The organism is Mycobacterium sp. NBC_00419 (assembly GCF_036023875.1).
Lineage (GTDB): Bacteria > Actinomycetota > Actinomycetes > Mycobacteriales > Mycobacteriaceae > Mycobacterium.
Map to the genome: position 1 here is coordinate 1044994 of NZ_CP107931.1, position 24649 is coordinate 1069642.

Annotated in this window: 16 protein-coding genes and 1 pseudogene; 8 read left to right on the forward strand and 9 right to left on the reverse strand. The window is 67.4% G+C overall.

The window, feature by feature from the left end:
• Window positions 1-21: 21 nt before the first annotated feature.
• Window positions 22-1398 (forward strand): FAD-binding oxidoreductase, encoded by a 1377-nt coding sequence (locus OG976_RS04895; RefSeq protein WP_328358658.1) that lies wholly within the window; start codon window positions 22-24, stop codon window positions 1396-1398.
• 116 nt (window positions 1399-1514) lie between these two features.
• A pseudogene (locus OG976_RS04900) lies at window positions 1515-1732 on the forward strand (heat-shock protein HtpX); the annotation flags it as partial.
• 372 nt (window positions 1733-2104) lie between these two features.
• Here the strand turns inward: OG976_RS04900 and OG976_RS04905 are convergent.
• Window positions 2105-2332 carry a DUF3618 domain-containing protein gene (locus tag OG976_RS04905; protein WP_167099811.1) on the reverse strand — a complete coding sequence of 76 codons (228 nt, stop codon included), beginning with the start codon at window positions 2330-2332 and terminating at the stop codon, window positions 2105-2107.
• A gap of 93 nt (window positions 2333-2425) precedes the next feature.
• Between OG976_RS04905 and bcp the strand changes: the two genes are divergently transcribed.
• Window positions 2426-2899 (forward strand): thioredoxin-dependent thiol peroxidase, encoded by a 474-nt coding sequence (gene bcp, locus OG976_RS04910; protein WP_328358663.1) that lies wholly within the window; start codon window positions 2426-2428, stop codon window positions 2897-2899.
• On the opposite strand, the gene OG976_RS04915 is transcribed toward bcp, so the two are convergent.
• The 4 genes from OG976_RS04915 to OG976_RS04930 all read right to left on the reverse strand — a co-directional run bounded on the left by OG976_RS04915 (window position 2896) and on the right by OG976_RS04930 (window position 15206).
• Entirely contained in the window at window positions 2896-4224 is a 1329-nt protein-coding gene (locus OG976_RS04915) for a dipeptidase (RefSeq protein WP_328358666.1), read from the reverse strand. The two genes, bcp and OG976_RS04915, sit on opposite strands and share 4 nt — an antisense overlap.
• Before the next feature lie 118 nt (window positions 4225-4342).
• Window positions 4343-4735: a holo-ACP synthase AcpS gene (gene acpS, locus OG976_RS04920; RefSeq protein WP_328358669.1), complete on the reverse strand. Its 393-nt coding sequence runs from the start codon at window positions 4733-4735 to the stop codon at window positions 4343-4345.
• An 11-nt stretch (window positions 4736-4746) separates the two neighbouring features.
• Entirely contained in the window at window positions 4747-13965 is a 9219-nt protein-coding gene (locus OG976_RS04925) for a polyketide synthase (RefSeq protein WP_328358672.1), read from the reverse strand.
• Window positions 13966-14483: 518 nt separating this feature from the next.
• Window positions 14484-15206: a glycoside hydrolase domain-containing protein gene (locus OG976_RS04930; protein WP_328358675.1), complete on the reverse strand. Its 723-nt coding sequence runs from the start codon at window positions 15204-15206 to the stop codon at window positions 14484-14486.
• Between the two features lie 152 nt (window positions 15207-15358).
• Here OG976_RS04930 and OG976_RS04935 point away from each other — a divergent pair, with 152 nt between their 5' ends.
• Genes OG976_RS04935 through OG976_RS04950 form a run of 4 tightly spaced genes read left to right on the forward strand, consistent with a single transcriptional unit; the run spans window position 15359 to window position 19239 of the window.
• Complete coding sequence (locus OG976_RS04935) at window positions 15359-16390, forward strand: ABC transporter ATP-binding protein (protein ID WP_328358678.1); 1032 nt, start codon at window positions 15359-15361, stop codon at window positions 16388-16390.
• 28 nt (window positions 16391-16418) lie between these two features.
• Window positions 16419-17609: an ABC transporter substrate-binding protein gene (locus tag OG976_RS04940; RefSeq protein WP_328358681.1), complete on the forward strand. Its 1191-nt coding sequence runs from the start codon at window positions 16419-16421 to the stop codon at window positions 17607-17609.
• Window positions 17588-18439: an ABC transporter permease gene (locus OG976_RS04945; protein WP_328358684.1), complete on the forward strand. Its 852-nt coding sequence runs from the start codon at window positions 17588-17590 to the stop codon at window positions 18437-18439. The genes OG976_RS04940 and OG976_RS04945 overlap by 22 nt, the downstream gene beginning before the upstream one ends.
• Complete coding sequence (locus OG976_RS04950; RefSeq protein ID WP_328358687.1) at window positions 18439-19239, forward strand: ABC transporter permease; 801 nt, start codon at window positions 18439-18441, stop codon at window positions 19237-19239. The genes OG976_RS04945 and OG976_RS04950 overlap by 1 nt, the downstream gene beginning before the upstream one ends.
• Before the next feature lie 3 nt (window positions 19240-19242).
• Here OG976_RS04950 and OG976_RS04955 read toward each other — a convergent pair whose 3' ends face one another.
• Window positions 19243-19866: a MerR family transcriptional regulator gene (locus OG976_RS04955; RefSeq protein ID WP_328358690.1), complete on the reverse strand. Its 624-nt coding sequence runs from the start codon at window positions 19864-19866 to the stop codon at window positions 19243-19245.
• 239 nt (window positions 19867-20105) lie between these two features.
• On the opposite strand from OG976_RS04955, the gene OG976_RS04960 reads away from it, so the two are divergent.
• Window positions 20106-21392: an MFS transporter gene (locus tag OG976_RS04960; protein WP_328358693.1), complete on the forward strand. Its 1287-nt coding sequence runs from the start codon at window positions 20106-20108 to the stop codon at window positions 21390-21392.
• On the opposite strand, the gene OG976_RS04965 is transcribed toward OG976_RS04960, so the two are convergent.
• From OG976_RS04965 to OG976_RS04975, 3 genes are all read right to left on the reverse strand, one after another.
• Complete coding sequence (locus OG976_RS04965) at window positions 21393-21812, reverse strand: ChaB family protein (protein ID WP_328358696.1); 420 nt, start codon at window positions 21810-21812, stop codon at window positions 21393-21395.
• Window positions 21813-21984: 172 nt separating this feature from the next.
• Window positions 21985-23121 carry a hypothetical protein gene (locus tag OG976_RS04970; protein WP_328358699.1) on the reverse strand — a complete coding sequence of 379 codons (1137 nt, stop codon included), beginning with the start codon at window positions 23119-23121 and terminating at the stop codon, window positions 21985-21987.
• Complete coding sequence (locus OG976_RS04975) at window positions 23118-24626, reverse strand: flavin-containing monooxygenase (RefSeq protein WP_328358702.1); 1509 nt, start codon at window positions 24624-24626, stop codon at window positions 23118-23120. Before OG976_RS04975 ends, OG976_RS04970 begins: the two co-directional genes overlap by 4 nt.
• Between the last annotated feature and the right edge of the window lie 23 nt (window positions 24627-24649).

Here is a 24649-nt window from a genome sequence, read left to right on the forward strand (position 1 = left end):
AGCGGACTACGCTGGGCGCACATGGGTGATCTCGCGGCGCAGCTGTCGCACACCGTCGGCCGGTCGCACCTGCTCACCGGGGACGCGATCGCCGAGGACTACTGCCACGACGAAGCGCTCAACCTCGCTCCGCAACGACCGGCCTTCGTTGCCAGACCCGCCACCGCCGAGGAGGTCGCCGACCTGCTGGCGGTGGCCACCGAGCACCGGCTGCCGGTGACCGCCCGGGGGTCGGGCTGCGGACTGTCGGCGGCGGCCAGACCTGTCGCAGGCGGACTGGTGATCTCCTTCGAGCGGATGAACGCCGTCCTGGAGGTCGACGTCGACAACCACGTCGCGGTGGTCCAGCCCGGGGTGACGTTGACCGAGTTGGACGCCCGCACTGCCGACGTGGGCCTGAGCTACACGGTCTATCCCGGCGAGCTGTCCTCCAGTGTGGGCGGCAACGTCGGCACCAACGCCGGCGGCATGCGCGCGGTCAAGTACGGCGTCACCCGTCACAACGTGCTGGGACTACAGGCCGTGCTGGCGACCGGGGAGATCATCCGCACCGGCGGCAAGATGTCGAAGATCTCCAGCGGATACGACCTGACGCAACTGATCATCGGCTCGGAAGGCACTCTGGCGCTGGTAACCGAGGTGACGGTGAAGCTGGTCCCCCGCCTGAAGCACGGCGCCACCGTACTGGCCCCGTTCGGCGATTTCGACCAGGTGATGGCGGCGGTGCCGAAGATCATCTCCAGCGGCCTGGGCCCGAGCATCGTCGAATACATCGACCGCGCGGTGATGGCGGCGATCTCCGCCGCCGAGAACCTGGAACTGGGTATCCCCGAACACATCCGGCAGTCCTGCGAGGCATACCTGGTGGTCGCGCTGGAGAACAATCACAGCGACCGCCTCGACGAGGACGCCGAGCAGCTGTGTCAGGCGCTGAGCGACTGGGGCGCATTAGACGCCTATGTGTTGCAAGGTAATTCGGCCAGACGATTGATCGAGGCACGGGAGAACGTGTTCTGGACGGCTAAAGCGCTGGGCGCCGACGACATCGTCGACGTCGTGGTGCCACGCGGCTTGATGCCGGAGTTCCTGCGGAAGGCACGTGATCTCGCAGTTGCCTCAGGTGCGGCCATGAGCGGTTGCGGGCACGCCGGCGACGGCAATGTCCACGGCGTGCTGTTCTGCAAAGACCCCGAGGTGCGCCGCCGCGTGCTCACCGAAATCTTCGCGATGGGAATGGATCTTGGCGGTGCGATCTCCGGCGAGCACGGGATCGGCCGGGCCAAAGCGAGCTACTTCACCGAGCTGGAGGACCCGGCGAAGCTGGCGCTCCTGCGCCGTATCAAGGACAGTTTCGACCCGGCAGGCATCCTCAACCCGGGTGTGATGCTGCCGGCCTAGCTCCAGCAGGTGGGGTCCAGCGCGGCGCACAATGCCTGCAGCGCCTCGGGGCGGATCCCGATGGACGACGTTCATGCCGCGCCGTTCGGAGCACCAGGCCCGCCTTGCGCAGCTGGCCCGCCGACCAGATCAATCCGGCCGCCGTCGCGGCGATGGCGGAGTTCGGTATCGGCATCACGGCCGCGGCGACACGTATCCCTACTTCCCCGGAGTTTCCTACCGGGACTGGAAGCTCGACGACTCGGCCGGGCACCCGGTCGAGGTGGTCCGGCGTATCCGCGACGACATCGCCGAGCGGATCAAGGCGCTCGTCGATGAACTGACGGGCCCCTGAGGTCTCTCTGCGAGGTCGCTGGACGCTTCGGCGGCAGCCCTCCTGGGCGGCTGGTCGACCAGGATTTATTCGGATTATTCGATAACCGACCGACTGCCGGAAAGTGACTATCCCCGCACTGGGCTGCACTGATACCCGCCGAGGTGTTATAGTCCGAGTTAGCTGTGTAACGCCGGGCAATGGTTCCGGGCCAGCAACCAGGGACGTAGTGAGGAATTTGCCAATGGTCGCGGACGGTTCAGCCCGCCATCCTGAGCGCGATGTCGCCTCGCCGTCTCCTGCGCCCGTGCAGGTGCACAGCTGCAGCAGGCTGGGCCTGCAGGCCAACCCCCCGGGTTTTCGCCGTCCGTTCAGTAGCTGGCTGCGCCGCCGCTAACCGTTCCGGATCCGGCGGACCACCAGGACGACGGTCACCACGCTGACGCCGGCCAGCGTCGCGGTCACCGCAGGTTTCTTCACAAAGCGCAGCAGGGCAGCCTTGACGTCATCGGCCAGGCGCTGGGGATTCGCGCGTTCAGCCAACGAATCGACCGTCAATGCCAGCCGATCGCGCGCCGCGTCGATATCGGCCTTGATGACCTCGGGATCCCGGTCCACCACTTCCGTCCTCCAAACTGCCGCTCTGCCGAACTACCCTAGAGCAGCCCCGGCTAACCGGGCGCATCGGCAACGGTTTTGGAGAAAGGACGCGACGTGACCGACACAGCACGCCTGGAGGTTGGCGACACAGCACCGGCGTTCAGCCTGCTCGACGCCGACGGCAAGACCGTCAAGCTCTCCGACTTCAAAGGCCGCAAGGTGATCGTGTACTTCTACCCGGCCGCGATGACACCGGGCTGCACCAAGCAGGCCTGTGACTTCCGCGACAGCCTTGCCGAGCTGAACGGGGCCGGCATCGACGTCATCGGTATCTCCCCCGACAAGCCCGAGAAGTTGGCCAAGTTCCGCGACCGCGACGAGCTGTCCTTCCCGCTGCTGAGCGACCCGGACAAGACGGTGCTCGGCGCGTGGGGTGCCTTCGGCGAGAAGAAGTTGTACGGCAAGACCGTTCAGGGCGTCATTCGCTCGACGTTCGTCGTCGACGAGAAGGGCAAGATCGAGGTGGCCCAGTACAACGTGAAGGCCACCGGACACGTGGCCAAGCTGCGTCGCGACATCGAGGTCTAGTTCCCCAGCTTGTCCAGGAGCAATGCCTCGGTGGTGGCCGCACGCTCGAGAACGCCCAGGTGCAGGCTCTCGTTGACGCTGTGCGCCTGCGTGCCGGGATCTTCGACGCCGGTCACCAGGATGGTCGCGTTCGGGAAGGCAGCGGCGAACTCGGCGATGAACGGGATCGACCCACCCATCCCCATGTCGACGACGTCGGTGCCCCAGGCCTGCGCGAAGGCGGCGCGGGCGGCGTCGTACACCGGGCCGGTGGCGTCGATGACGTAGGGCTGACCGACGTCACCCGGGGTGACGGTGACCCGGGCGCCCCAGGGTGCGTGCTGTTCGAGGTGACGGCGCAGCGCGTCGAGGTGAGCGGCAGCGTCACCGCCCGGGGCCACGCGCATGCTGACTTTGGCGGCAGCACGTGGGATCAACGTGTTGGACGCCTTGGCGATCGGCGTGGTGTCGATGCCGATCACCGTGATCGCCGGCTTGGCCCACATCCGCTGTGCGACTGTGCCGGAGCCGATTTCGGTGACACCGTCGAGCAGGCCGGACTCGGTGCGCACCCACTGCGGGCCGCGGTCGACGTCGGCGGCGCTGCCCTCGTGTAGGCCGGCGACCGCGACATTGCCGTCGGCGTCGTGCAGGCTGGCCAGCAGGCGCACCAGAACGCTGAGGGCATCGGGCACCACACCGCCCCACAGCCCGGAGTGCAGGCCGTGATCGAGGGTGGCCACTTCCACCACGCAGTCGGCCAGACCGCGCAGGGACACCGTCAGCGCCGGGATGTCCGGTGTCCAGTTGTCGGAATCGGCGATCACGATGACGTCGGCGGCCAGCTTGTCCTTGTGTGCGGCCAGCAGCGCGCCCAGCGACGGGGACCCAGACTCCTCTTCACCTTCGACGAACACGGTGACGCCGACCGGCGGCTTGCCGCCGTGCGCGCGGAAGGCCGCCAGGTGGGTGGCGATACCCGCTTTGTCGTCGGCGCTGCCGCGGCCGTAGAGCCGCCCGTCGCGCTCGACCGGCTCGAAGGGGGCCGAATGCCATTGGGCGGCATCACCTTCGGGCTGCACGTCGTGGTGGGCGTACAGCAGCACGGTGGGGGCACCTTGGGGCGCCGGATGGTGGGCGATCACCGCGGGGGCACCGCCCTCGCTGACGATCTCGACCTTGTCGAAGCCGGCCGCGCTCAGCAGGTCGGCCACCGCCCGCGCGCTGCGGTGCACCTCGTCGCGGCGGGCTGGATCGGCCCACACCGACTGGATGCGGACCAGATCTTCGAGGTCGGCCCGCACCGAGGGCAGCACGGCCTGTACGCGTTCGACGAGATCACTCATGGGCCAACCCTATCGAGGAGAGCAGCTGCTGCTCTGGCTCGGCGTGCATCGATTCTGCGGTGAGAGCGCTAAGTCCTCACGGGAGGACACTCTCACCGCAGAATCGTCGCGCAGAAAATTACAGCGTCTCCAGGATGGCCACCGCGGCGGCGGTGTCACCCTCATGGGTCAGCGAGACGTGGATGGTGACCTCGGCCAGGTGCTCGGCGATCGCACCCGTCAACCGCACCTTGGGCCGGCCCCACATGTCGGTGATGACCTCGATGTCGCGGTGGATGCCCTCCGGCAGCACCGGACGCTGCGCGAACCGGGACCCCGACCACGCCTTGATCACCGCCTCTTTGGCGGCCCACCGAGCGGCGAGATGCCGCGCCGCGACCGAACTCTTGTCGGCCGCGTCGCGGCGCTCACCAGGGGTGAACGTCTCGGCGAACACCGTGCCGGGCTGGTCGACCTGCTCGGCGAATTGCGGGATGGACACCACATCGATACCCACGCCGACTATCGCCACGCCGACAGACCCTACCGCACGTAAATATCGTTATCGCCGAGGCGCGAGGCCGGGTCGAGCAGCATCGCGGCCTCTTGGCGCTTCTCCGGCAGATCGTGATCGAACCGGCGATCCGCGGGCTTCTCGTACATCGGGCGGCCACCGGCGATGGCCGATGCCAGCCGCCGTTGTCCGGCCAGCACACGCTGCTGGGCCCGCTCGAGGTAGTCCGCCCGATCCTGCGCACTGAGCGAGGCCAGGAACGCCTGCGGGTGCACGAGCGCGATCAGACCCGACACGTGGCCGAAGCCCAGGCTGGTGACCAGGCCCGCCTTCAGCGGGAACTTGTCGCCCAGCCGTAGGGCTTCGCGGGCCCACACGAAGTGACCCGAGGTGGCCAGCTCGTCGTCGACACAGTCCAGGCTGCGGTTGGGCGGGATGACGCCCTCACGCAACACCTGGATCAGGCCCATCATCTGGAAGACCGCGGCACCGCCCTTGGCGTGGCCGGTCAGCGTCTTCTGCGACACGATGAACAGCGGCGCACCCGGCGAGCGGCCCATCGAGTCGGCCAGCCGCTCGTGCAGCTCGGTCTCGTTGGGATCGTTGGCCAGCGTCGAGGTGTCGTGCTTGGAGATCACCCCGATGTCGTCGGCTCCGACGCCCAGCTTGGCGAGCGAGCGGGCCAGCACCGAATCCTTGCCGCCGCGGCCGGCACCCAGCGCGCCGAGCCCCGGAGCCGGGATCGAGGTGTGCACGCCGTCGCCGAAGCTCTGCGCGTAACCGACCACGGCCAGCACCGGCAGGCCCATCTTCACCGCCAGGTCACCGCGAGCCAGCAGGATGGTGCCACCACCCTGAGCCTCCAGGAAGCCGAGCCGACGCCGGTCGTTGGCGCGCGAGATCTTGGCGTCGCTGATGCCCTTGGCGCGCATCATCTCGGTGTCAGCGGTGGCCGCCATGTCACCGAAGCCGGTGATGGCATCGGAGGTCATGTCGTCGAAGCCGCCGGCCACCACCAGTTCGGCCTTGCCGAGCCGGATCTTGTCGACGCCTTCCTCGACCGACACCGCCGCGGTGGCGCACGCACCGACCGGGTGGACCATCGCGCCGTAGCCGCCGACGTAGGACTGCATCACATGGGCGGCAACAACATTCGGCAGAACCTCCTGCAGGATGTCGTTCGGCTTGGCGGTGCCCAGCAGGTTGCCGTGGAACATGGTCTGCATGCTGGTCAGGCCGCCGATACCGGTGCCCTGGGTGCTGGCCACCAGGCTGGGGTGCACCCAGCGCATCAGTTCGGTCGGGGTGAAGCCCGAGGACAGGAACGCATCGACCGTGGCCACCATGTTCCACAGCGCCACCCGGTCAGCCGAGCTGACCATGTCGGCGCCGATGCCCCAGACCGTCGGGTCGAACCCGGTGGGAATCTGACCACCGACAGTGCGGGACAGCTTCGCCTTGCGGGGAACCCGAATCTCGGTGCCCGCCTTGCGGATCACCTGCCAGTCACCGGAATCCGGGACCGGACGCACCACCGTGCGCTCGGGGTCGGCCTGCTCGAAGGCTCGCGCCTCGGTCTCGTTGGCCACCACGAAGCTGAAGTCCTTGTCCAGGAAGACACTGACCAGCAGCGGCGGGGAATGGTCGGCTCCGATTGCGCCGTCTTCGACGAATTCGCGGATACCGCAACGCTCGACGACGGTGTCGTGGTAGCGCTCGACCAGTTCGGCCTCGTCGACCAGGTCACCGGAGGCGACGTCGTACCACCCCGGCTTGGGGTCGTCCTCCCACTTGATCAGCCCGGTGGTCCAGGCCAGTTCGAGGACACCGGCGGCCGACAGTTCGTTGTCGACCTCCATCTCGAAGCGGGTACGCGACGAGCCGTACGGGCCGAGTTCGGCACCGCCGACGATGACCACGAGATCGGCCGGGTCGACGTCGATATCGGCCCACTGTGGCGGGGTGCTCGCCTTCAGGCCGCGCGGCGGCGACGGCAGGGCGGCGATGGTGCCGGCCGCCGGTTCGTCATCGGAGTTGGCCGCCTCGGCGGTCATCTCCTCGCGGGCCTTGGCAGCCAGCTCGGCCATGTCCAGCTGAACATCGCCGAGGCCACCGGTCAGGTCGACCTTCAGCGGCGCGTTGGCCGCGGCGACCTTGGAGTCCACCGTGCACAGATCGAGCAGCATCGCGGCCATCTCGGCGGTGGTGTAGGTGGTCACCCCGGCTTCCTCGACCGCATCGACGATGGCGTCGTTGTGGCCCATCAGGCCGGTGCCCTTGGTCCAGCCGATCAGCGCGTGAGCGAAGCTGACCCGCTGCGCCCACGACGATTCGGCGTTCCACCGGTTGACCACCGCGTCCAGCGCGGACTTGGACTCGCCGTAGGCGCCGTCCCCGCCGAACATGCCGCGGTTCGGCGAACCGGGCAGCACGACGTGCAGGCGCGAGGCGATGTCACGCTCGGCACCGATGGACGACAGCCCGCCGATGAGCCGCTCGACGGCCCACAGCAGAACCTTCATCTCCATCTCCGAGCGCGAGCCGGCCTCGGACATGTCCCCGGCCACCCGCGGTGCGGCGAACGGGAACAGCAGTGTCGGAGTCTGCGCGTCCTTGAGGTGAATCGACTGCGGCCCAAGGCTTTCGGTCTGCTCACTGCCGACCCACGACACCAAGGCATCGATGTCGGCGTAGGACGCCATGTTGGCGGGCACGATCCACAGCGCCGCGCCGTAGCGGGCGTGGTCGCGATAGAGATTCTTGTAGAAGTCCAGCCGGTCGTCGTCGAGCTTGGACGTGGTGGCCACCACCGTGGCCCCACCGTCGAGCAGCTGCGCGACCACCGACGCGGCGATCGATCCCTTGGAGGCACCGGTGACCACGGCGATCTCGTCGCTGTAGCGGCCCTTGTCAGGGCTCTCCGCGCCGGCGGCGATACGCCCGAACAGCGAGGCGTGGATGGTCCGCCCGGCAGCCAGGGACCTGCCCTGCCACCAGCTGGCCTGGGTCGCGACCACATGGCCGGCACCCTCGAACCGCTCGGAGAGCTGCGCCCAGTCGGCGTCGATATCACCCTCGTCGGCCAGCCACAGCTTGACCAGATCCTCACGCGCACTGGCCCAGCGGTCGTCGAGCAGCACTGCCTTCTTGCCGTCGAACGCCGGGGCAACCAGGCGGGGCCAGTCCGAGCCGAGCTCGGTGGTCACCAGGTCGATCAGTTCGGCGTCGGTGCTCGCAGACGGCACCGTGACCGGGGTGTCCAGGCCGAGCTGACCGAGCACCATGCGGGCCGCCGAGGCCAGCACACCGTCTCTGCCGGTGACCTTTTCGGCGAACTCGCCGAGCGCGGCCGAGTCGACCACACCGCCGGCGGCACCGCCTGCCGAGGGCAGCGACACGGCAACACCCTTACGCGCGGCCACTGCGGTGACCGCGGCGTCGATGGCCTTGTCGACGGCACCGGCGTCGGCCAGTGCACCTTCGTGCAGGCCGCCGAGCGCGCCGCCGCGCACGCTGCTGCCCTCACGGGTGCCCAGGGCGAGTTCGACGGTGACGTGCTTGGCCCAGCCGTCGCCGAGTTCCCAGGTCTTCTTGACCCGTTCGGCGATGGCCGCCGGCCGCTTGCCGGACGGGCCGAGCACGGTGCGCAGCTGATCGTTGATGGCGTCGGAGAGCACCGGGCCGAACGGCTTGTAGGTGCGGGCCAGCTTGGTGACCTGACCCTTGAGCGACGACAGGTCCGCCTCGGCGGCACCGTCGATCGCGCCGAGGTTCAGCTCGGAGCCGAGGTCGACCAGCAGCTGGTTACGCCGCGAGGACGCACCGTCGGTGATCGACTCGATGGAGTCCAGCGGCTCGATCTGGTCGATGCGCATCTTGGCGCTCAAGGCGATCAGCGCCAGCGTGGCATCGCCGGCGTCGAAGCCGATGTCATCGGGACGGGGTCCACCCGACGGCGCGGCGGCGGGCGCCGCCGCGGCGGGTGCCGCCGCAGCGGGTGCGGCATCGGCGACCGGCGCCTCGGTGACGGGTTCGTCCTCCGGCTCCGGATCGGTGTCGGTGGCGAACAGCACCTGCGCGTCGCGCTCGGTGTTGAGCACCTCGACTGTGCTGTGGGCGAATTCGGGCAACTTCAGGGTGTTGCTCGCCAGGCCCGCGACGGTCGGGGCCGACTTCACGCCGACCTCGACGAACCGTTCCACGCCCAGACCGCCCGCGGCCTCCTCGATGAAGAGCAGGTCCTGGGTCTCGATCCAGCGCACCGGGCTGGCGAACTGCCAGGCCAGCAATTCGGTGACGATCTTGCGGCACAGTTCGCGCGGCTTCTCGTTGCGCCAGGTGTCGTAGTCGGCGAGCACCTCGTCGAGTGGTTCGGCGGGCACCAGGTCGCGAATCTCCTGGACGAAGTCGCGGTCCAGGGTGAACGGCCGCGGCACCAGGTTCGGGATGTAGCGCCCGATCAGCAGATTCGGATCGACGTCGCGCGGCATGACCCGCTCCAGCGAGCGACGGAAGTCGTCGACGCCGACGCGCAGCACGCTGGAGTGGAACGGCACGTCGATACCGGGCACCAGGATGAACGAACGCTTGCCGCCGGTGATCTCGCGGCGCCGCTCGACCTCTTCCTCGAGCGCTTCCAGACCCCGGACCGTGCCGGCGATCGCGTACTGCGAGCCGCGCAGGTTGAAGTTGACGATCTGCAGGAATTCGCCTGTGCGCTCGGCGATCTCGGCAACGAAGTCGTTGACGAGTGCGTCGTCGAGGTCGATCTGCGACGGCCGGATGGCGGCAAGCCGGTAGTCCGAGCGGCCCATCTCGTCACGCGGCACGATGTCGTGCATCTTGCTGCCGCGGTGGAACACCACCTCCAGCAGCGCCTCGAGCGGGTAGACCCCCGACACACACGCCAGTGCGGTGTACTCGCCGACGGAGTGACCGCAGGCGATCGCACCCTCGACGAAGGCACCCTGCTCACGCATCTCGGCGACCTGCGCGGCGGCGACGGTGGCCATCGCGACCTGGGTGAACTGCGTCAGGTAGAGCACACCCTCGGGATGCTGGTAGTGCACACCGGAGGCGATCAGGCTGGTCGGGTTGTCGCGCACCACGTGCAGCACCGAGAAGCCCAGCGTCTCGCGGGTGAACTTGTCGGCGCTGTCCCACACCTTGCGCGCGGCCTTGGACTTGGCACGGACATCCATGCCCATGCCCTTGTACTGAATGCCCTGGCCGGGGAAGGCGTAGACCGTCTTCGGTGCGGCCAACCGAGCGGTGGCGCTCATGACGAGATCAGTACCGACCTTGGCGGTGACCTCCAAAACCTCTGCACCCAAGTCGATTCCGACGCGATCGACACGGAAGTCGATGTCATCGCCCGGCTTGACCATGCCCAGGAAGCGGGCGGTCCAGCCGATCAGCTTGGCCGGCGGGACCGGCTTGCCGTCGGTGGCGGTGACGACGTGCTGAGCCGCAGCCGAGAGCCACATGCCGTGCACGATCGGAGATTCCAGTCCGGCCAGCAGGGCGGCAGCCTGGTCGGTGTGGATCGGGTTGTGATCGCCGGAGACGACCGCGAACGGACGCATGTCGACCGGTGCCGGGATGGCGACGTCGCGGCGACGGCGTCGCGGGGTGTCGGTGGCGTTCTCCGACACCGCTCCCCCGGCCCGAACCGGGTCGGTCAGCTCGACCGGACCGGTGCGCCCGCGGATCGCGAAGCGTTCCTCCAGGACGGCCAGGATGAGTCCGTTGGCGTCGGTGACGTTGACGGTGACCGGGACGACCCGGCCGACCTCGGTGTCGGTGGCCACCGAAGCGGTTGCGGTGACCGTCAATTGGGTCTTGTCCTTGGGCAGCGGCTTGAGCAGCTGCGCGGCATGGTCGAGGTGCACCAGGCTCAGCAGGCCCTCGACGACCGGGAAGCCGGTGTCGGTGGCCGCGCCGCCGATCGCGGCGAACACCGCGGGCCAGCAGCGCCCGACGAGTGCGTCGGGGACGATCGAGAGCGTGGGCGCCAGCGGCGACCCGAACGTGGCAGTGACACCGGTGTGGTCGGCGACCCGCTCGGGATCCCACTCGACCATGACCGTGGTGGACCCGTTGGTCACCGGGGGCAGGGCGTCAGGGCCGTCGACGCCGGCGGCGATGGCCAGCACGGCACGCATCGCGGCTGCGGCGTCCTCGGTGCGCACCACCGGGGCTCCGCCGTCGACCACGGTGGCCGGCAGCGTGTAGGCGATGTCGATCCAGGTGCCCGACAGCGGCACGCTCAGCACCACCCGGTCCGAACCGGTGACTTCCAGTCGCGCACCGGTGGAATGGTTTGTCGCGGAACGATTGTCGTGAACCAGCCACGCCGACGGCGGCGCGATCCGGTGCACCGGGTTGCTGGCGATGCGGCCGGCCCACAGCACGTCGGGCGAATCCAGCACGATGGCCAGCGGCCCGGCAGCGTCGGTGCGGACCTGCAGGCGTGAGGCGACCGGCAGCGGGCTCGCGCCGGCGGCCAGCACCTGGTCGACGGCAGCCTTCTCGAATCGGTCGAGCAGGTCGCCGACCGGCTCGTCGACGCGGGTGATGCCCGCGACGGCCTCGGTGCCGGGGATGACGCACACCTGATCGGCGGTGTAGCGGGCGTCGTGGGCCTGCCACAGCGAGTCACTGCGCCACCAGCGGCGCACGTCCTTGTCGATGACCGGGACGAAGTTGACGGGCTTGCCGGGCGTCTTGCACAGCTGGACGAAGAACGGCACATCGGCCGGGTGCAGCAACACCGTCTCGGCGTCCGGGTAGGCCCCGGTCAGCGCCGCGATGGCCGCGTCGGGGTTCTCCAGCAGTGCCGCGTCGTCGAAGAGCGTCGGGATCGGGCCGCTGTCGGCAGCATTCAGCCGCGCCTCGGCGCGCTGGAGCATCTCGGCGAAGCGGTCACGCCAGGTGCCGTCGAGCCACGGCGAGTCCTCGGCCTTGGTGTCGGCGGTGGAGTTGCCGTCACCGATGGCGAGCTCGACGTAGCGGGCCAGCCACTGCGCGTAGGTCATGTCGGCGACGTCGCCGAAATACGGCTTGGCCGTCGGCGCCATCGCGGCGATGATCTCGTCGCGGCGCTCGGCGACGGCGTCGGCGTCACCGGCGACCTCGTCGAGCAGCCGGCCGCAGCGGGAGGCGGCGTTGTCGATCTCGTGGATGTCCGCACCGAGCTGACTGCGCCCGGATGCCATGCCGTTCAAGGCTTTTCCAGCGCCGACCCACTCATCGGTGCCCACCGTGTCGACCAGCAGCTGCTTGACCGACGGGGACGTGGTGGCCTCCAGGCACGCCATCGCGGCGGTGCCGACCAGGATGCCGTCGACCGGCATCAGCGGGTAGCCGTAGGACTCCGACCACCGGCCGGACAGGTACTCGGCGGCCCGCTCCGGGGTGCCGATGCCGCCGCCGACGCAGACGGTGATGTTCGAGCGGCCGCGCAGCTCCGAATAGGTGCTCAGCAGCAGGTCGTCGAGGTCCTCCCAGGAGTGGTGGCCACCGGCGCGGCCGCCCTCGATGTGGACGATGACGGGCCGGGTCGGCACCTCGGCAGCGATCCGGATGACCGAGCGGATCTGCTCGACGGTGCCGGGCTTGAAGCACACGTGGGTCAGACCGGCATCCTGGAGTTCCTCGATCAGGTCCACGGCCTCGTCGAGTTCGGGGATGCCTGCGCTGATCACCAGGCCGTCGAACGGGGCGCCGGACTGACGTGCCTTCTGCAGCAGCCGCTTCCCGCCGACCTGGAGCTTCCACAGGTAGGGGTCGAGGAACAGAGCGTTGAACTGCACCTCCCGGCCGGGCTCGAGCAGTTCGGTGAGTTCGGTGACGCGGCGCTCGAAGATGGGTTCGGTGACCTGGCCGCCGCCGGCCAGCTCGGCCCAGTGCCCGGCGTTGGCGGCCGCGGCGACGATCTTGGCGTCGACGGTCGTCGGCGTCATCCCGGCGAGCAGGATGGGCGAGCGTCCGGTGAGCCGGGTGAACTTGGTGGCGAGCTTGACCGAGCCGTCGGGCAGGCTGATCACCGACGGGGCGTAGCTCGACCACGGCCGGGCCACCTCGGGCACGGCGCCGACGGTGAACAGGTTGCGCTGGCCGCCGCGGGTGGCGGCGGGCACGATGCCGATGCCCAGACCGCGGATCACCGGGGCGGTGAGCCGGGTCAGGATGTCGCCGGGACCCAGGTCGAGAATCCAGCGCGCGCCGGCGTCGTTGAGCGCGCCGACCTCATCGACCCAGTCCACCTGCTGGACCAGAATCGCCTCGGTCATGGCGCGGGCCAGCTCGACGTCCAGGCCCACGGCCTGCGCCCAGCGGCCGACGATGTCGATGCCGTCGGCCAGCCGCGGGGTGTGGAAGCCGACCTCGACCGCGACCGGGTCGAACACGGGTGAGAAGACAGCTCCGCCGCGCAGCTTGTTCTTGCGCTCAGCGGCCTCGTTCTCGGCGATCTGCTCGCAGTAGAGCTCGAAACGGGACAGCTGTTCGGGCGTCCCGGTGATGACGACCGAGCGCCGTCCGTTGCGGATCGACAGCACCGGGGGCAGCACGGTGCGGACATCCTGAGCAAACTCTTCGAGCAGTTCGTAGATGCGTTCCGGCTCGGCATTGGTGACCGACACCATCGGCGGGCGGTCACCGAGGACCGAAATGCCGCGGCGGCGGGCCACCAGCGTGCCCGCGGCTCCGATCAGCTGGGCCAGCGCCAGCAGCTGGACATCCTTGGCGCCGCCGGCCTTGAGTGCCTCGACGGCCAGGACACCCTGTGAGTGGCCTGCCACCGCCACCGGCGGGGTCGCGGCGAGGTCCATGCCCTGGCGGGCCAGCGCACGCACAGCGGCGATCTGAGTCAGCAGCACGCCGGGCACCGACACCGCGGCGGAGGTCAGCTGCTTGGCCGACGGAACCGGCTCCTCGGCGGCCAGCGCGCGCACCCAGCGCAGCGGCTCGAAGCCGATCGGGCGGACGACCACCAATTCCCTGGCCACCGGCTCCAGCAGCAGCTCAGCCTCACCGGCCAGCGTGGCCAGCTCGGATTCGATGCCTGCCGAGGTCACCAGCTCTTCGAGGGTGTCCAGCCAGGCGGCACCCTGACCACCGAACGCGACGGCGTAGGGCTCGCCGGCGCTGAGCCGGTCGACCAGTGCGTGGGTGGGAGTCTGCTTGGCCTCGCCGCGTCGTGATCCGTCGCCAGTGGACAGCCTGTCGTGTTCGTGGATCGTCACCTTGTCTAATCTCCTCGGTGCTCGTCGTCGCGTCTCGCGCTGCGTTTCGTATGTCTGCGTCTTGGGACCTGCGCTGCCTTGCGAAGGTGTGTCTTGGCGATTCCCCGTCGAATCACGGTGTCCGGCGTGCTCCCCCGACCTGCGCGGGGCGGGGTCTGCGGACATACCGGCTCTACTAAGAGTGGCATAAGAACACGGTCCATTTCTGCGCCCAACTTGGTTACTGATGAGTTCTACGCACGGGTAACCACACGGTCGGTAACGCGGGGCCGAAGTGCCGCCGAGACGAACCGGGACAAACGTCCTGCAAGCGGGTGGTTACGGTGGAGTAGGAACAACTTCCCTGATCAAGGCACGATTGTTATCGAATCGTTATGTAAGGATTTCCTGTCAGTCGCGGCGCACGTCAGCGCTCGGCCAAGCACTTGCTCGGTCACTCAGTCCACAATCGTTCACCAAAATGGCGTTGCGATGTTTGCTGGCAAATCCTTACCGGTCGGTAAGTTTGGCCGAATTTCTCAGTCCCATTGCCCGAAACTCGGCTTCAGCACATCGTTGACGTCGACGCCGATGCCGGCGACCTTGCGCTTGTCGATCTCGACCTGGTGCAGATGCGCAGCCGGATGGGTGTACCCCTTGGGCGAGCCCCAGTTGTGCTGCCAGAACCATGAGCCGATGCCGTCCTGGAGCGCCCAGTCGATGGTCTTGGAGTTCCCGTAGACACCGACCCGCTGGTGGCCGATCACCGACTCCCAGGCGCGCAGATAGGGCACGACCTGTTCCTTGTACTGATCCAGGGTGGGGTCGTCGTCGATCGAGACGTAGATCGGGGCACCCACAGGGCCGCCGGCCGCGGTGTGCAGCTGCCAGCCCCGCTTGGCATGGGTGATACCTGCCTCCTGGCCGCCGAGCCAATCCGCGGTGTCCGCCTTGCCGTACTGGTAGTTCGACACGATCTTCAGGCCCGCCTGATAGAGGTCGCGCGCCTCGGGCAGCTGAATCGGCTTACCCAGCATCCAGTCGCCACCGGGTCGGCGGTCGGAGACGTAACGGATCGCGCCAAGGGCGCCGGAGGCCTTCAGATCGGCGGCGCTGATGACACCGGCGGCGTAGTCGAGTAACACCCCCAGCGGTTCAGCGGAGGCCGGCGCAGGCGTGAGCGCCGACGCCAGCGCTCCCAGACCGAGCGCGGCCGGGGTTACGGCGGCGATTTTCAGCACGTCGCGGCGCGACACGAACACGAGCGCCAGACTACGACAACCGCCCCAATATCCTCACTATCGCCACTGGCCACGTCTGCATCACGTCGCGGTTTCGGTCGCCGAGCAGCATGACCACCGGCGAAAAGAGCAATGGGGCTGCGATCCGACAACGCTATCCGTACGATCCCTGCATGCCACTTGCCTCTCCCCAGATCGAGTTACGTGGGGTGCGGAAGGTATTCGGCGACGTCACCGCGGTCGAAGGCGCCGACCTGAGCGTCGGTGACGGCGAACTGTTCGCGATCCTCGGCCCGTCCGGCTCCGGCAAGACCACGGTGCTGCGCATGATCGCCGGCTTCGAGCAGCCCACTGCGGGCACGATCCACCTCGGCGGAGTCGACGTGACCGCGCTGCCACCGGCCAAGCGCGACACCAACACCGTCTTCCAGGACTACGCGTTGTTCCCGCACATGACGGTGGCGCAGAACGTCGAGTACGGGCTGAAGGTCAAGGGCGTCAACAAGACCGAACGACGTGACCGCACCGGCGCCGCGCTGGAGATGGTGCGGCTGTCCGGGTACGGCGACCGTAAGCCCACCCAGTTGTCGGGCGGCCAGCAGCAGCGTGTCGCACTCGCCCGCGCACTCGTCGGCCGGCCCAAGGTGCTCCTGCTCGACGAACCGCTTGGCGCACTGGATCTCAAGCTGCGCGAGCAGATGCAGGTGGAGCTCAAGGCAATTCAGCGCGAGGTCGGCATCACGTTCGTCATCGTCACCCACGACCAGGACGAAGCGCTGACGTTGTGCGACCGGCTCGCGGTGTTCAACAACGGCCGGATCGAGCAGATCGGCGCCGCCCGGGAGGTATACGAGAATCCGGCCAACCGGTTCGTCGCCGACTTCGTCGGCACCTCCAATGTGTTCACCGGGGCGACCGCGGAGGCTCTCCTGGGCCGGCCGGGCACCTTCGCCATCCGGCCCGAACGCATCCTGCTGCTACAACCCCACGACGCAGTTCCGTCCGGAATGCGCAGCGCCCCAGCCGAAGTCGCCGAGGTCGTCTATGCGGGCCCGATCACCCGGGTGGCCGCCGACGCCGCGGGCGCCCGGCTGACGGCGACACTGCTGTCCGCGGAAGCCTCCAGCGACATCAACCGCGGCGCCCAGGTGGTACTGGCCTGGCCCGACAACGCCGTGCGAGCCCTGTCCGTTCAGTCCACATAGCCCGATCAAGCGATAACAAGGAGCCCACATGTCAACCACCGCGCGCCGCATCGGCGTCGTCTTGGCCGCCTGCGCGGCACTGGTCGCCGGCTGTTCGAGTTCGACCAACTCCAGTGGTGGCAGTTCGACGGCACCACCCAAGATGGAACCACTTGCGGCACTGGGCAATGGCGAGGGTCAGCTGAATCTCGTCGCCTGGCCCGGTTACGCCGAAGACGGCTCCAACGACCCTAAGGTCGACTGGGTGCACCCGTTCGAGGAGAAGACCGGCTGCAAGGTCAACATCAAGATCGGCAACACCTCCGACGAGATGGTGCAGCTGATGCGCACCGGCCAGTACGACGGCGTGTCCGCCTCCGGCGACGCCACCCTGCGGCTGATCTACGCCGGTGATGTCGCACCCGTCAACACCAAGCTGGTGCCGAACTACGACACCATCTCCTCGTTCCTCAAGGACAAGCCGTGGAACGCCGTGAACGGCCAGATGTACGGCATCCCGCACGGCTGGGGCGCCAACCTGCTGATGTACAACACCGACGTGGTCAAGAACGCCCCCGATTCGTGGGCCGCGGTGTTCCCCGGCTCCGAACAGAAGGGCAAGGTCACCGCGTATGACTCCCCCATCTACATCGCCGACGCCGCGCTGTATCTGTCGAAGACGAAACCCGAACTGGGGATCAAGGATCCGTACTCGCTGACCGAAGATCAGCTCAACGCGGCGGTGGACCTGCTCAAGGAGCAGCACGCCAACATCGGCGAGTACTGGTCGGACTACACCAAGGCGGTGCAGGCCTTCGAGTCCGGCACCTCGGTGATCGGCACCAGCTGGCAGGTGATCGCCAACATGCTCACCAGCGACAACAAGGTCAAGATCGCCACCGTGCTGCCCAAGGAGGGGTCCACCGGCTGGTCGGATACCTGGATGGTGTCGTCGAAGGCCAAGAACCCGACCTGCATGTACAAGTGGATGGACTGGATCACCTCCCCGGAGATCAACGCTCAGGTCGCCGAATACTTCGGTGAGGCCCCGGCGCAGACCAAGGCCTGCGAGTTCACCAGCGACAAGAGCTTCTGCGAGACCTACCACGCCACCGACGCCGCCTACGCCGCGAGAATCAGCTACTGGACCACCCCCCAGAAGCAGTGCGTGGACGGCAGCGGCGACAACTGCACGGCCTACAGCGAGTGGGTCGACAAGTGGCAGCAGATCAAGGGTTGACCCACGAGGTGAGCCGGCGGATCCGCCTCGCCTTCCTCCTCGTCCCGCCACTGGGGTGGCTGGTCGTCGCCTACCTGGGTTCGCTTGCGGTCCTGCTTCTTTCGGCCTTCTGGAGCACCGACACCTTCACCGGTGCGGTGGTGCGCAGCTACACCGGTGACAACATCATGCGCGTCCTCACCGACGCGGTGTTCCGCACGGCCACGCTGCGCACGATCGGTATCGCGCTAACGGTCACCGTCATCTGTATCGTGCTCGCCGTCCCACTGGCGCTCTACATGGCCAAGGTGGCCTCGCCGCGGGTCCGGCTGGCGTTGGTGGTCGCGGTGACCACACCGTTGTGGGCGAGCTACCTGGTCAAGGCGTACGCCTGGCGGATGCTGCTGTCCCCGGAAGGCCCACTGCACTGGGTGGCCGGCTATACACCGGGCTACGGGCTGATCGCGACGACGCTGACGTTGGCCTATCTGTGGTTGCCCTACATGGTGATCCCGGTGTTCGCCGCATTCGAGCGGGTACCCAACGCACTGATCGACGCCAGCTCGGATCTGGGCGCCCGGGACACCACGACGCTGCGAACGGTGGTGGCGCCGTTGGTCTTCCCCGGCATCGCCGCCGGATCGATCTTCACGTTCTCGCTGTCGATGGGTGACTACATCGCCGTGACGATCGTCGGCGGCAAGACCCAGATGCTGGGCAACATCATCTACGGACAGCTCGTCACCGCGAACAATCAACCGCTGGCCGCGGCGCTGTCGTTGATCCCGCTCACCGCGATCGTGCTCTACCTGCTGGCCATGCGGCGCACCGGCGCATTGGAGAACGTCTGATGCTGTCGGGTGCAATGCGCCGCCTGGTGCGTGGCTGGACCTGGATGGTTCTGGTATTCCTCTATGCGCCACTGGTTCTGGTGGTGGTCAACGCCTTCAACTCGTCGAAGACGTTCGCCTTCCCGCCGACCGGCTTCACCCTGAAATGGTGGTCCGACGCCTGGGCCAGCAGCGGCATGTGGCACTCACTGGGCAACTCGGTGGTCGTCGGCCTGTGCGCGACGGCCATCGCGCTGGTGCTGGGAACGATGGCGGCCTTCGCGGTGCAGCGCTACAGCTTCTTCGGCAGGCAAACGATCAGTTTCCTTGTGGTACTGCCGATCACCCTGCCCGGCATCGTCACCGGCATCGCGCTGAACGCCACGTTCACCTCGGTGCTGGGCATCACTCTGGGGCTTGCGACGGTGATCATCGGACACGCGACGTTCTGCATCGTCATCGTGTTCAACAACACTCAGGCCCGGCTGCGGCGGCTGGGCACCGGCCTGGAGAGCGCATCGGCCGACCTCGGCGCCTCGACGTGGCAGACGTTCCGGTACGTGACATTCCCGATGATGCGGGGCGCCCTGGTGGCCGGTGCGATCCTGGCCTTCGCGTTGAGCTTCGACGAGATCGTGGTGACGACCTTCACCGCGGGCCCCACCGTGCAGACCCTGCCGATCTGGATCTTCGGCAACCTGTTCCGGCCCAACCAGGCGCCGGTGATCAATGTCGTCGCCGCAGCACTGACCCTGATCGCGGTGATCCCGGTATGGCTCGCCCAGCGATTCGGCGGCGACCCCGCCACGACCCGGGTGTAGGGGTTAGGAGGCTTCGTACTCCGAGAGTTGCTGCGTCACGTGCTCGTCGAACGTCGTCTGCAGACGGCTGAGCAGGGCGCGTTTGGTGATGTGCTCGATACCGTCGCGGTCCGAGCCGGATACCGCACCGCTGCGCAGCACCGCGACGGTACGCAGCGCCAGATCGTCGATGACCTCGCCGGTGGTGTCGAGCACCTCGGTCATCACCCGCAGCCACGATTCGGGGTCGTCGGCGGCCGCCAGTGCGCGGGCGATCGCGGGATCGGTGATCACCACTCGGCCGTCGACCACCCGGCCCAGCCCGTAGCGCACCGCCCGCTTCGCGGCGGTGGAGAGGGCATCGAGCGCCACCTCACCCGCGGCCTCGACGGGCTGTACCCCGAGAACCTCCGAGAGGTCCTGGCCCTGGCGAATGCCGTCGATGAAGGTGGTGATGTGCGCCGAGGTGAATCCCTTGGCCAGGAGCTGATTGATCACCTCGAGCTGAGCGAGATGACGGTCGTCGTAGTAGGCCTCCCGGCCCTGCCTGCGCGGCGGATCCAGCAGACCTCGCTCGCGGTACGCGCGGATGTTGCGCGACGTGACTCCGGACACGCGCGCAAGATCAGCGATTCGATACTCGGTCATGTGAGCAAAGAAGAGGCGGGGTTTTGACGGTACGACATTAGTCGTTATTTCTACCATCTCATCTGCACAAATACCATGTCGTTGGCTGTGAAATTGTCATGGACGTGCAGTTTCAGCCAATAGCGGTGGGCTCGTGATGGCCGGGTACGCCCCGGTCACGGCGGGAATTGATTTGCATCGGCGCGCGATGATGGGTGCGGGAAGTAGCCGTAGCGAGCGGACGAGAGGCAAGGGATCCAGTGCGGGCCTGGGTGGTGTGGTCGACGGGCTTGCTGGCCTACGTCGTGGCCGTCCTGGACCGGACCACCATGGGTGTCTCCGGCCTCGATGCCGCCCACCGGTTCTCGGCCAGCCCGGGCGTTCTGTCGACGTTCGTCGTGCTGCAGGTGATCGTCTATGCCGGCGCGCAGATCCCCGCAGGCCTGTTACTGGACCGCTTCGGCTCCAAGGTGATGATCCTGACAGGCGCATCGCTGATGGTGGTCGGCCAGTTGACGCTGGCCTTCACCGAATCGCTGCCCACGGCGATCGCCGCACGCGCCGTCGTCGGCCTCGGTGACGCGTTCACCTTCATCTCGGTGCTGCGCCTTGTCCCGTACTGGTTTGCGCCGCGCCAGATTCCCCTGGTCACCCAGTTGACGGGCCTGTCCGGCCAACTCGGGCAGGTGCTGTCGGCCGTGCCGTTCCTCGGCCTGCTGGTCGGGTCGGGATGGACGACGGCCTACAGCTCGGTGGCCGCGCTCGGAGTCTTCTCGTTGGTGCTCACCGTGCTGCTGGTTCGCAACGCCCCCAGCGGGGTTGAAGTCACTAAGCAGGTCACCGGGTTACGCGAGACGCTACGCAGCGTCAAAACGGTGTGGATGCGGCCGGGGACCCGACTCGGCTTCTTCACCCACATGGGCACCCAGTTCTCCGTCACGGTCTTCGCCCTCATGTGGGGTGTGCCGTACCTCACTGCGGCACAGGGCCTTTCCCGCAGTGCGGCCGGGACGATGCTGACCATATCGGTGGTTTCGGCCATCGTGTCCGGCATCGTCATCGGCATCTTCAGCGGCCGGCATCCGCACCGCCGCTCACGGGTGGTGCTGGGCATCATCATCTCCAACGCCGCGATCTGGACCGTCGTGCTGGCATTGCCCTCACCGACCCCGCACTGGCTGCTGGTGGTGCTGATCGTGGTGATCTCGGTGGGCGGCCCGGGCTCGATGGTCGGCTTCGACTTTGCGCGCACCTTCAACCCCCAGCCCACCCTGGGGACCGCCCAGGGTGCGGTCAACGTCGGCGGCTTCCTTGCGTCCCTGCTGGTGATGCAGGCGATGGGCCTGATCATCGGCGCGACGGGAGGCTACTCGTTCGAGTCGTTCCGGTTGGCGTGGTGCGTGCAGTACGTGGTGTGGGCGGTGGCCGTGATCGGCATCCTGGTCACCCGCAAGAAAGCGCGTCGCACCATCGGCGACATCGAAGAGAGCAAGTACCTGCTGGAGTTTTTCACCGACTCCGAACTACAGCAGACGACCCGTCGCTAGTCAGCGGTTGCGGCTGGTTTCGCGCCGGTTGGCCTTCTCGATGGCCGAGACCAATTCGTCCTTGCTCATCGACGACCGTCCCGAGATGTCGAGCCTGCGTGCCACGTCCAGCAGGTGCTTCTTGCTGGCGTTGGCGTTGACGCCGCCCGCCGTCTTGCCGGTGGCATCCGGTCCCCCGCTGCGCGCGCGATCATCCGACGGCCCCTTCTCCTCCTTGGCCTCCCAGTGGTCGCCGACCTTCTCATAGCTGTGTTTGAGCGCGCTGTACGCCACCCGGTGGGCGCGTTCACCCTCGCCGTACTCTTCGGCGGCAGAATCGTGGGCTTTGGCGAACGTGCGCTGCGCCTTGGCGTCGGATTTCTGCAACGTGCTCGGAAGTTCGCTCTTCTTGGCGTCGCCGCTCTTGGCCGTCTTGGGCATGGGATCACCTCCATTGAGTACTCGATTGAGTCCTCGATTCGGCTACCCGCCGGACCGGGGCTGAAACGTCGGAGGTAACGCCCGCGGGCCCGGCGTCGATATCCCAGTCAGCCCCGGGCTACCGAGACACCGACTCCTCGGCAGCCCGGGCTTTTCGTGTCAGGGTCAACCCCTAGAACAGCTTTGCCCAGGACAGAATCCCGAGGCTGTCCGCGAAATTCGCCAGCGCGCTGAGCCCGTTGCCGATGACGACGGCGGTGGCGCGGTCGAAACCGATCCCCGCGATGGCGGTGCCGTTGTTGCCCAGAACGGCGGCGAAATTGTGGTCGCCCGAGGTTCCGTTCGCTCCGCCTGCGATGGGTCCATATCCGTAAGGCGCCACGGCACCGTCACCGTTGTTACTGCCCAGCTGGACGGCGACGTTGCCGTTACCCTGGCCGGCCTGCGCTCCTCCGCCGAACTGCTGGGAGGTTCCGCTGTTGGTGTTGTTGCCGATCGTGATGGCGAGGTTGCCGTTGCCGTAGAAGGCGCCGGCCCCGCTGGCCGAACCGGTGTTGCTACCGAGGTTGATCGCGGTATTGAAGTTTCCGCTGAAACCCAAAGCGCCGAGCAGGACACCGCTGTTGTTGCCGATGTCGATGGCCGTGTTGAAGTTGCCGAGGGTGGCGGCAGCACCGTTGAGGCTGCCGGTGTTGTTGCCGATGTTGACCGCCAGGTCGAAGTTGCCGACTCCGTCATTGCCGAGACCGTCCTTGCCGCCAGCACCGGCGGTGCTGTTACTGCCTGCGGCCAACGCGACGTTGAATATGCCACCGACGGCATAGGCGGTGCTGTTGGGCCCGATCGCGATGGCGATACTCCAGTCGCCTGCGACGGCCGTGGCGGTGCCGGACTGAATCAGCGTGTGCCCGAGCAGGGCGACAGCCACGTCCGGTGCGCTACTGACCGAAAGGGCCCGCGGCGCAGATGAACTGGCTGAATTCGACACCGTTGAACCACCGGCCGCGGGGGCTGGGCGGCGAGGCGAGCCGATGGCTGAGGCCGCGTGCGCGGTGGCGTGCTGTGCGGACGCCCGCCCATGGGCGCTGCTGGCCCGTCCCGTCGAGCCGGCGGCTTTCGCCGACGAGGAATGGGAGTCGCTGCCGGCGGTATCCGCGTGCGCGACGCCGGATCCGCCCGCCAACGCAGCACCGACGCCGAGCGTCAGTGCACCGGCTCCCAACCACAGCTGGGCTGCACTGGGACGGCGCGCAGTGCGCGGTGTCGCGCCATGGTGTGCCTGGCTGCTCTCAACGACGGACTCGGTCATGATGGGATTCCTTCTGTTTGTCGCGCCTCGGCGCTGAATCGGTAGTCGCCCAACGGAAATCGTCGGCTGTGCCAATAGACCTCGACGGTGCTGGCGGGCCGCAGTGGAACGTCGCCGTGTTTGTCGAAGTAGTAGCTGTTGGCAAGTCTGCAGCTGTCCTGCCAGAAGATCTGGCGGCGCCGCTTGCGCAGCATCGAGGCGAAGAACCTGTCGCTGGCTTCTCTGGTCACCTCGACGCGGGTCGAGCGCTTGCGCTGGGCCCGCTTCAGACACCGCACGATGTGGTGGGTCTGGGCTTCGATCAACGTGAAGTACGACGAACCGACGAAACCGTACGGCCCGAAAATCGTGAAGAAGTTGGGGAAGCCCGGCACGCTGACACCCTCATAGGCCTGTAGCCGGCTGGTGTTCCAGAACTGCGCGAGCGACCGGCCGCCGGTCCCGATCACGGGATAGGTCGGCAACTCATCGGGATCGAGAACCTTGAACCCGGTGGCCAGGACCAGCACGTCGATGTCGCGGGACCGGCCGTCGGCGGTGACGACTGCTGAGCCGGTGATCTTGTCGATGCGCTCGGTGACCAGTTCGACGTTGTCGCGGTTGAATGTCGACAGATAGGTGTTGTGGAACGCCGGGCGCTTACACCCCACGGCATAACTCGGGGTGAGCTGATCGCGGACCACCGGGTCCTTGACCTGGCGGCGCAGGTAGGCCTTGCCCGCCTCCGCCATGTGCTTGACCGTCGGGTTGACCGTGAAGTAGTGGGTCACCAGCGGGAAGGTGAGTTCGACGTACACCTGGCTGATCAGGCGCTGGACCGACTTCACGCCGGGTATCCCCATGGCCCACCGCTGGCGGGCCGTGAGCGGCCGGTCGGCTTTGGGGAAACACCAGATCGGGGTGCGCTGGAAAACGGTGAGCTGGTCGACGACACGGGCGATCTCGGGAATCAGTTGAACCGCTGACGCGCCGGTTCCGATGACTGCCACCCGTTTGCCTGCCAGATCCTGACTGTGATCCCAGCGCGCGGTATGAAGGGTCACCCCGGCGAACGAGTCCACGCCGTCGATGTCGGGCAGATTGGGCGTGGTCAGGATCCCACTGCCGTTGATCAGGAACCGGCTGGTGAGGACCGCACCGGAGTCGGTCTCGACGCGCCAGACGTCGTGGTCCTCGTCGAACGTCGCGGCCTGCACGACTGTCTGGAGCGCAATCCTGGCACGCAACCCGTACTTGTCGACGCAGTGCTCGGCGTAGGCCCGAAGCTCGCGGCCCGGCGCGTAGGTGCGCGACCATTGCGAACTCTGCTCGAAGGAGAACTGATAGGAGAACGACGGGATATCGACCGCGATACCGGGATACGTGTTCCAGTACCAGGTGCCACCCACACCGTCGGCGGCCTCGAGGATCCGGTAGTCACGCAGGCCCGCCTTGTCGAGCGCGATCGCAGCCCCGATTCCGGAGAACCCCGCACCGATGATCAGCACATCATGGTCAGGTTTCATCGCGGCGACGCTAGCAGTCGAAA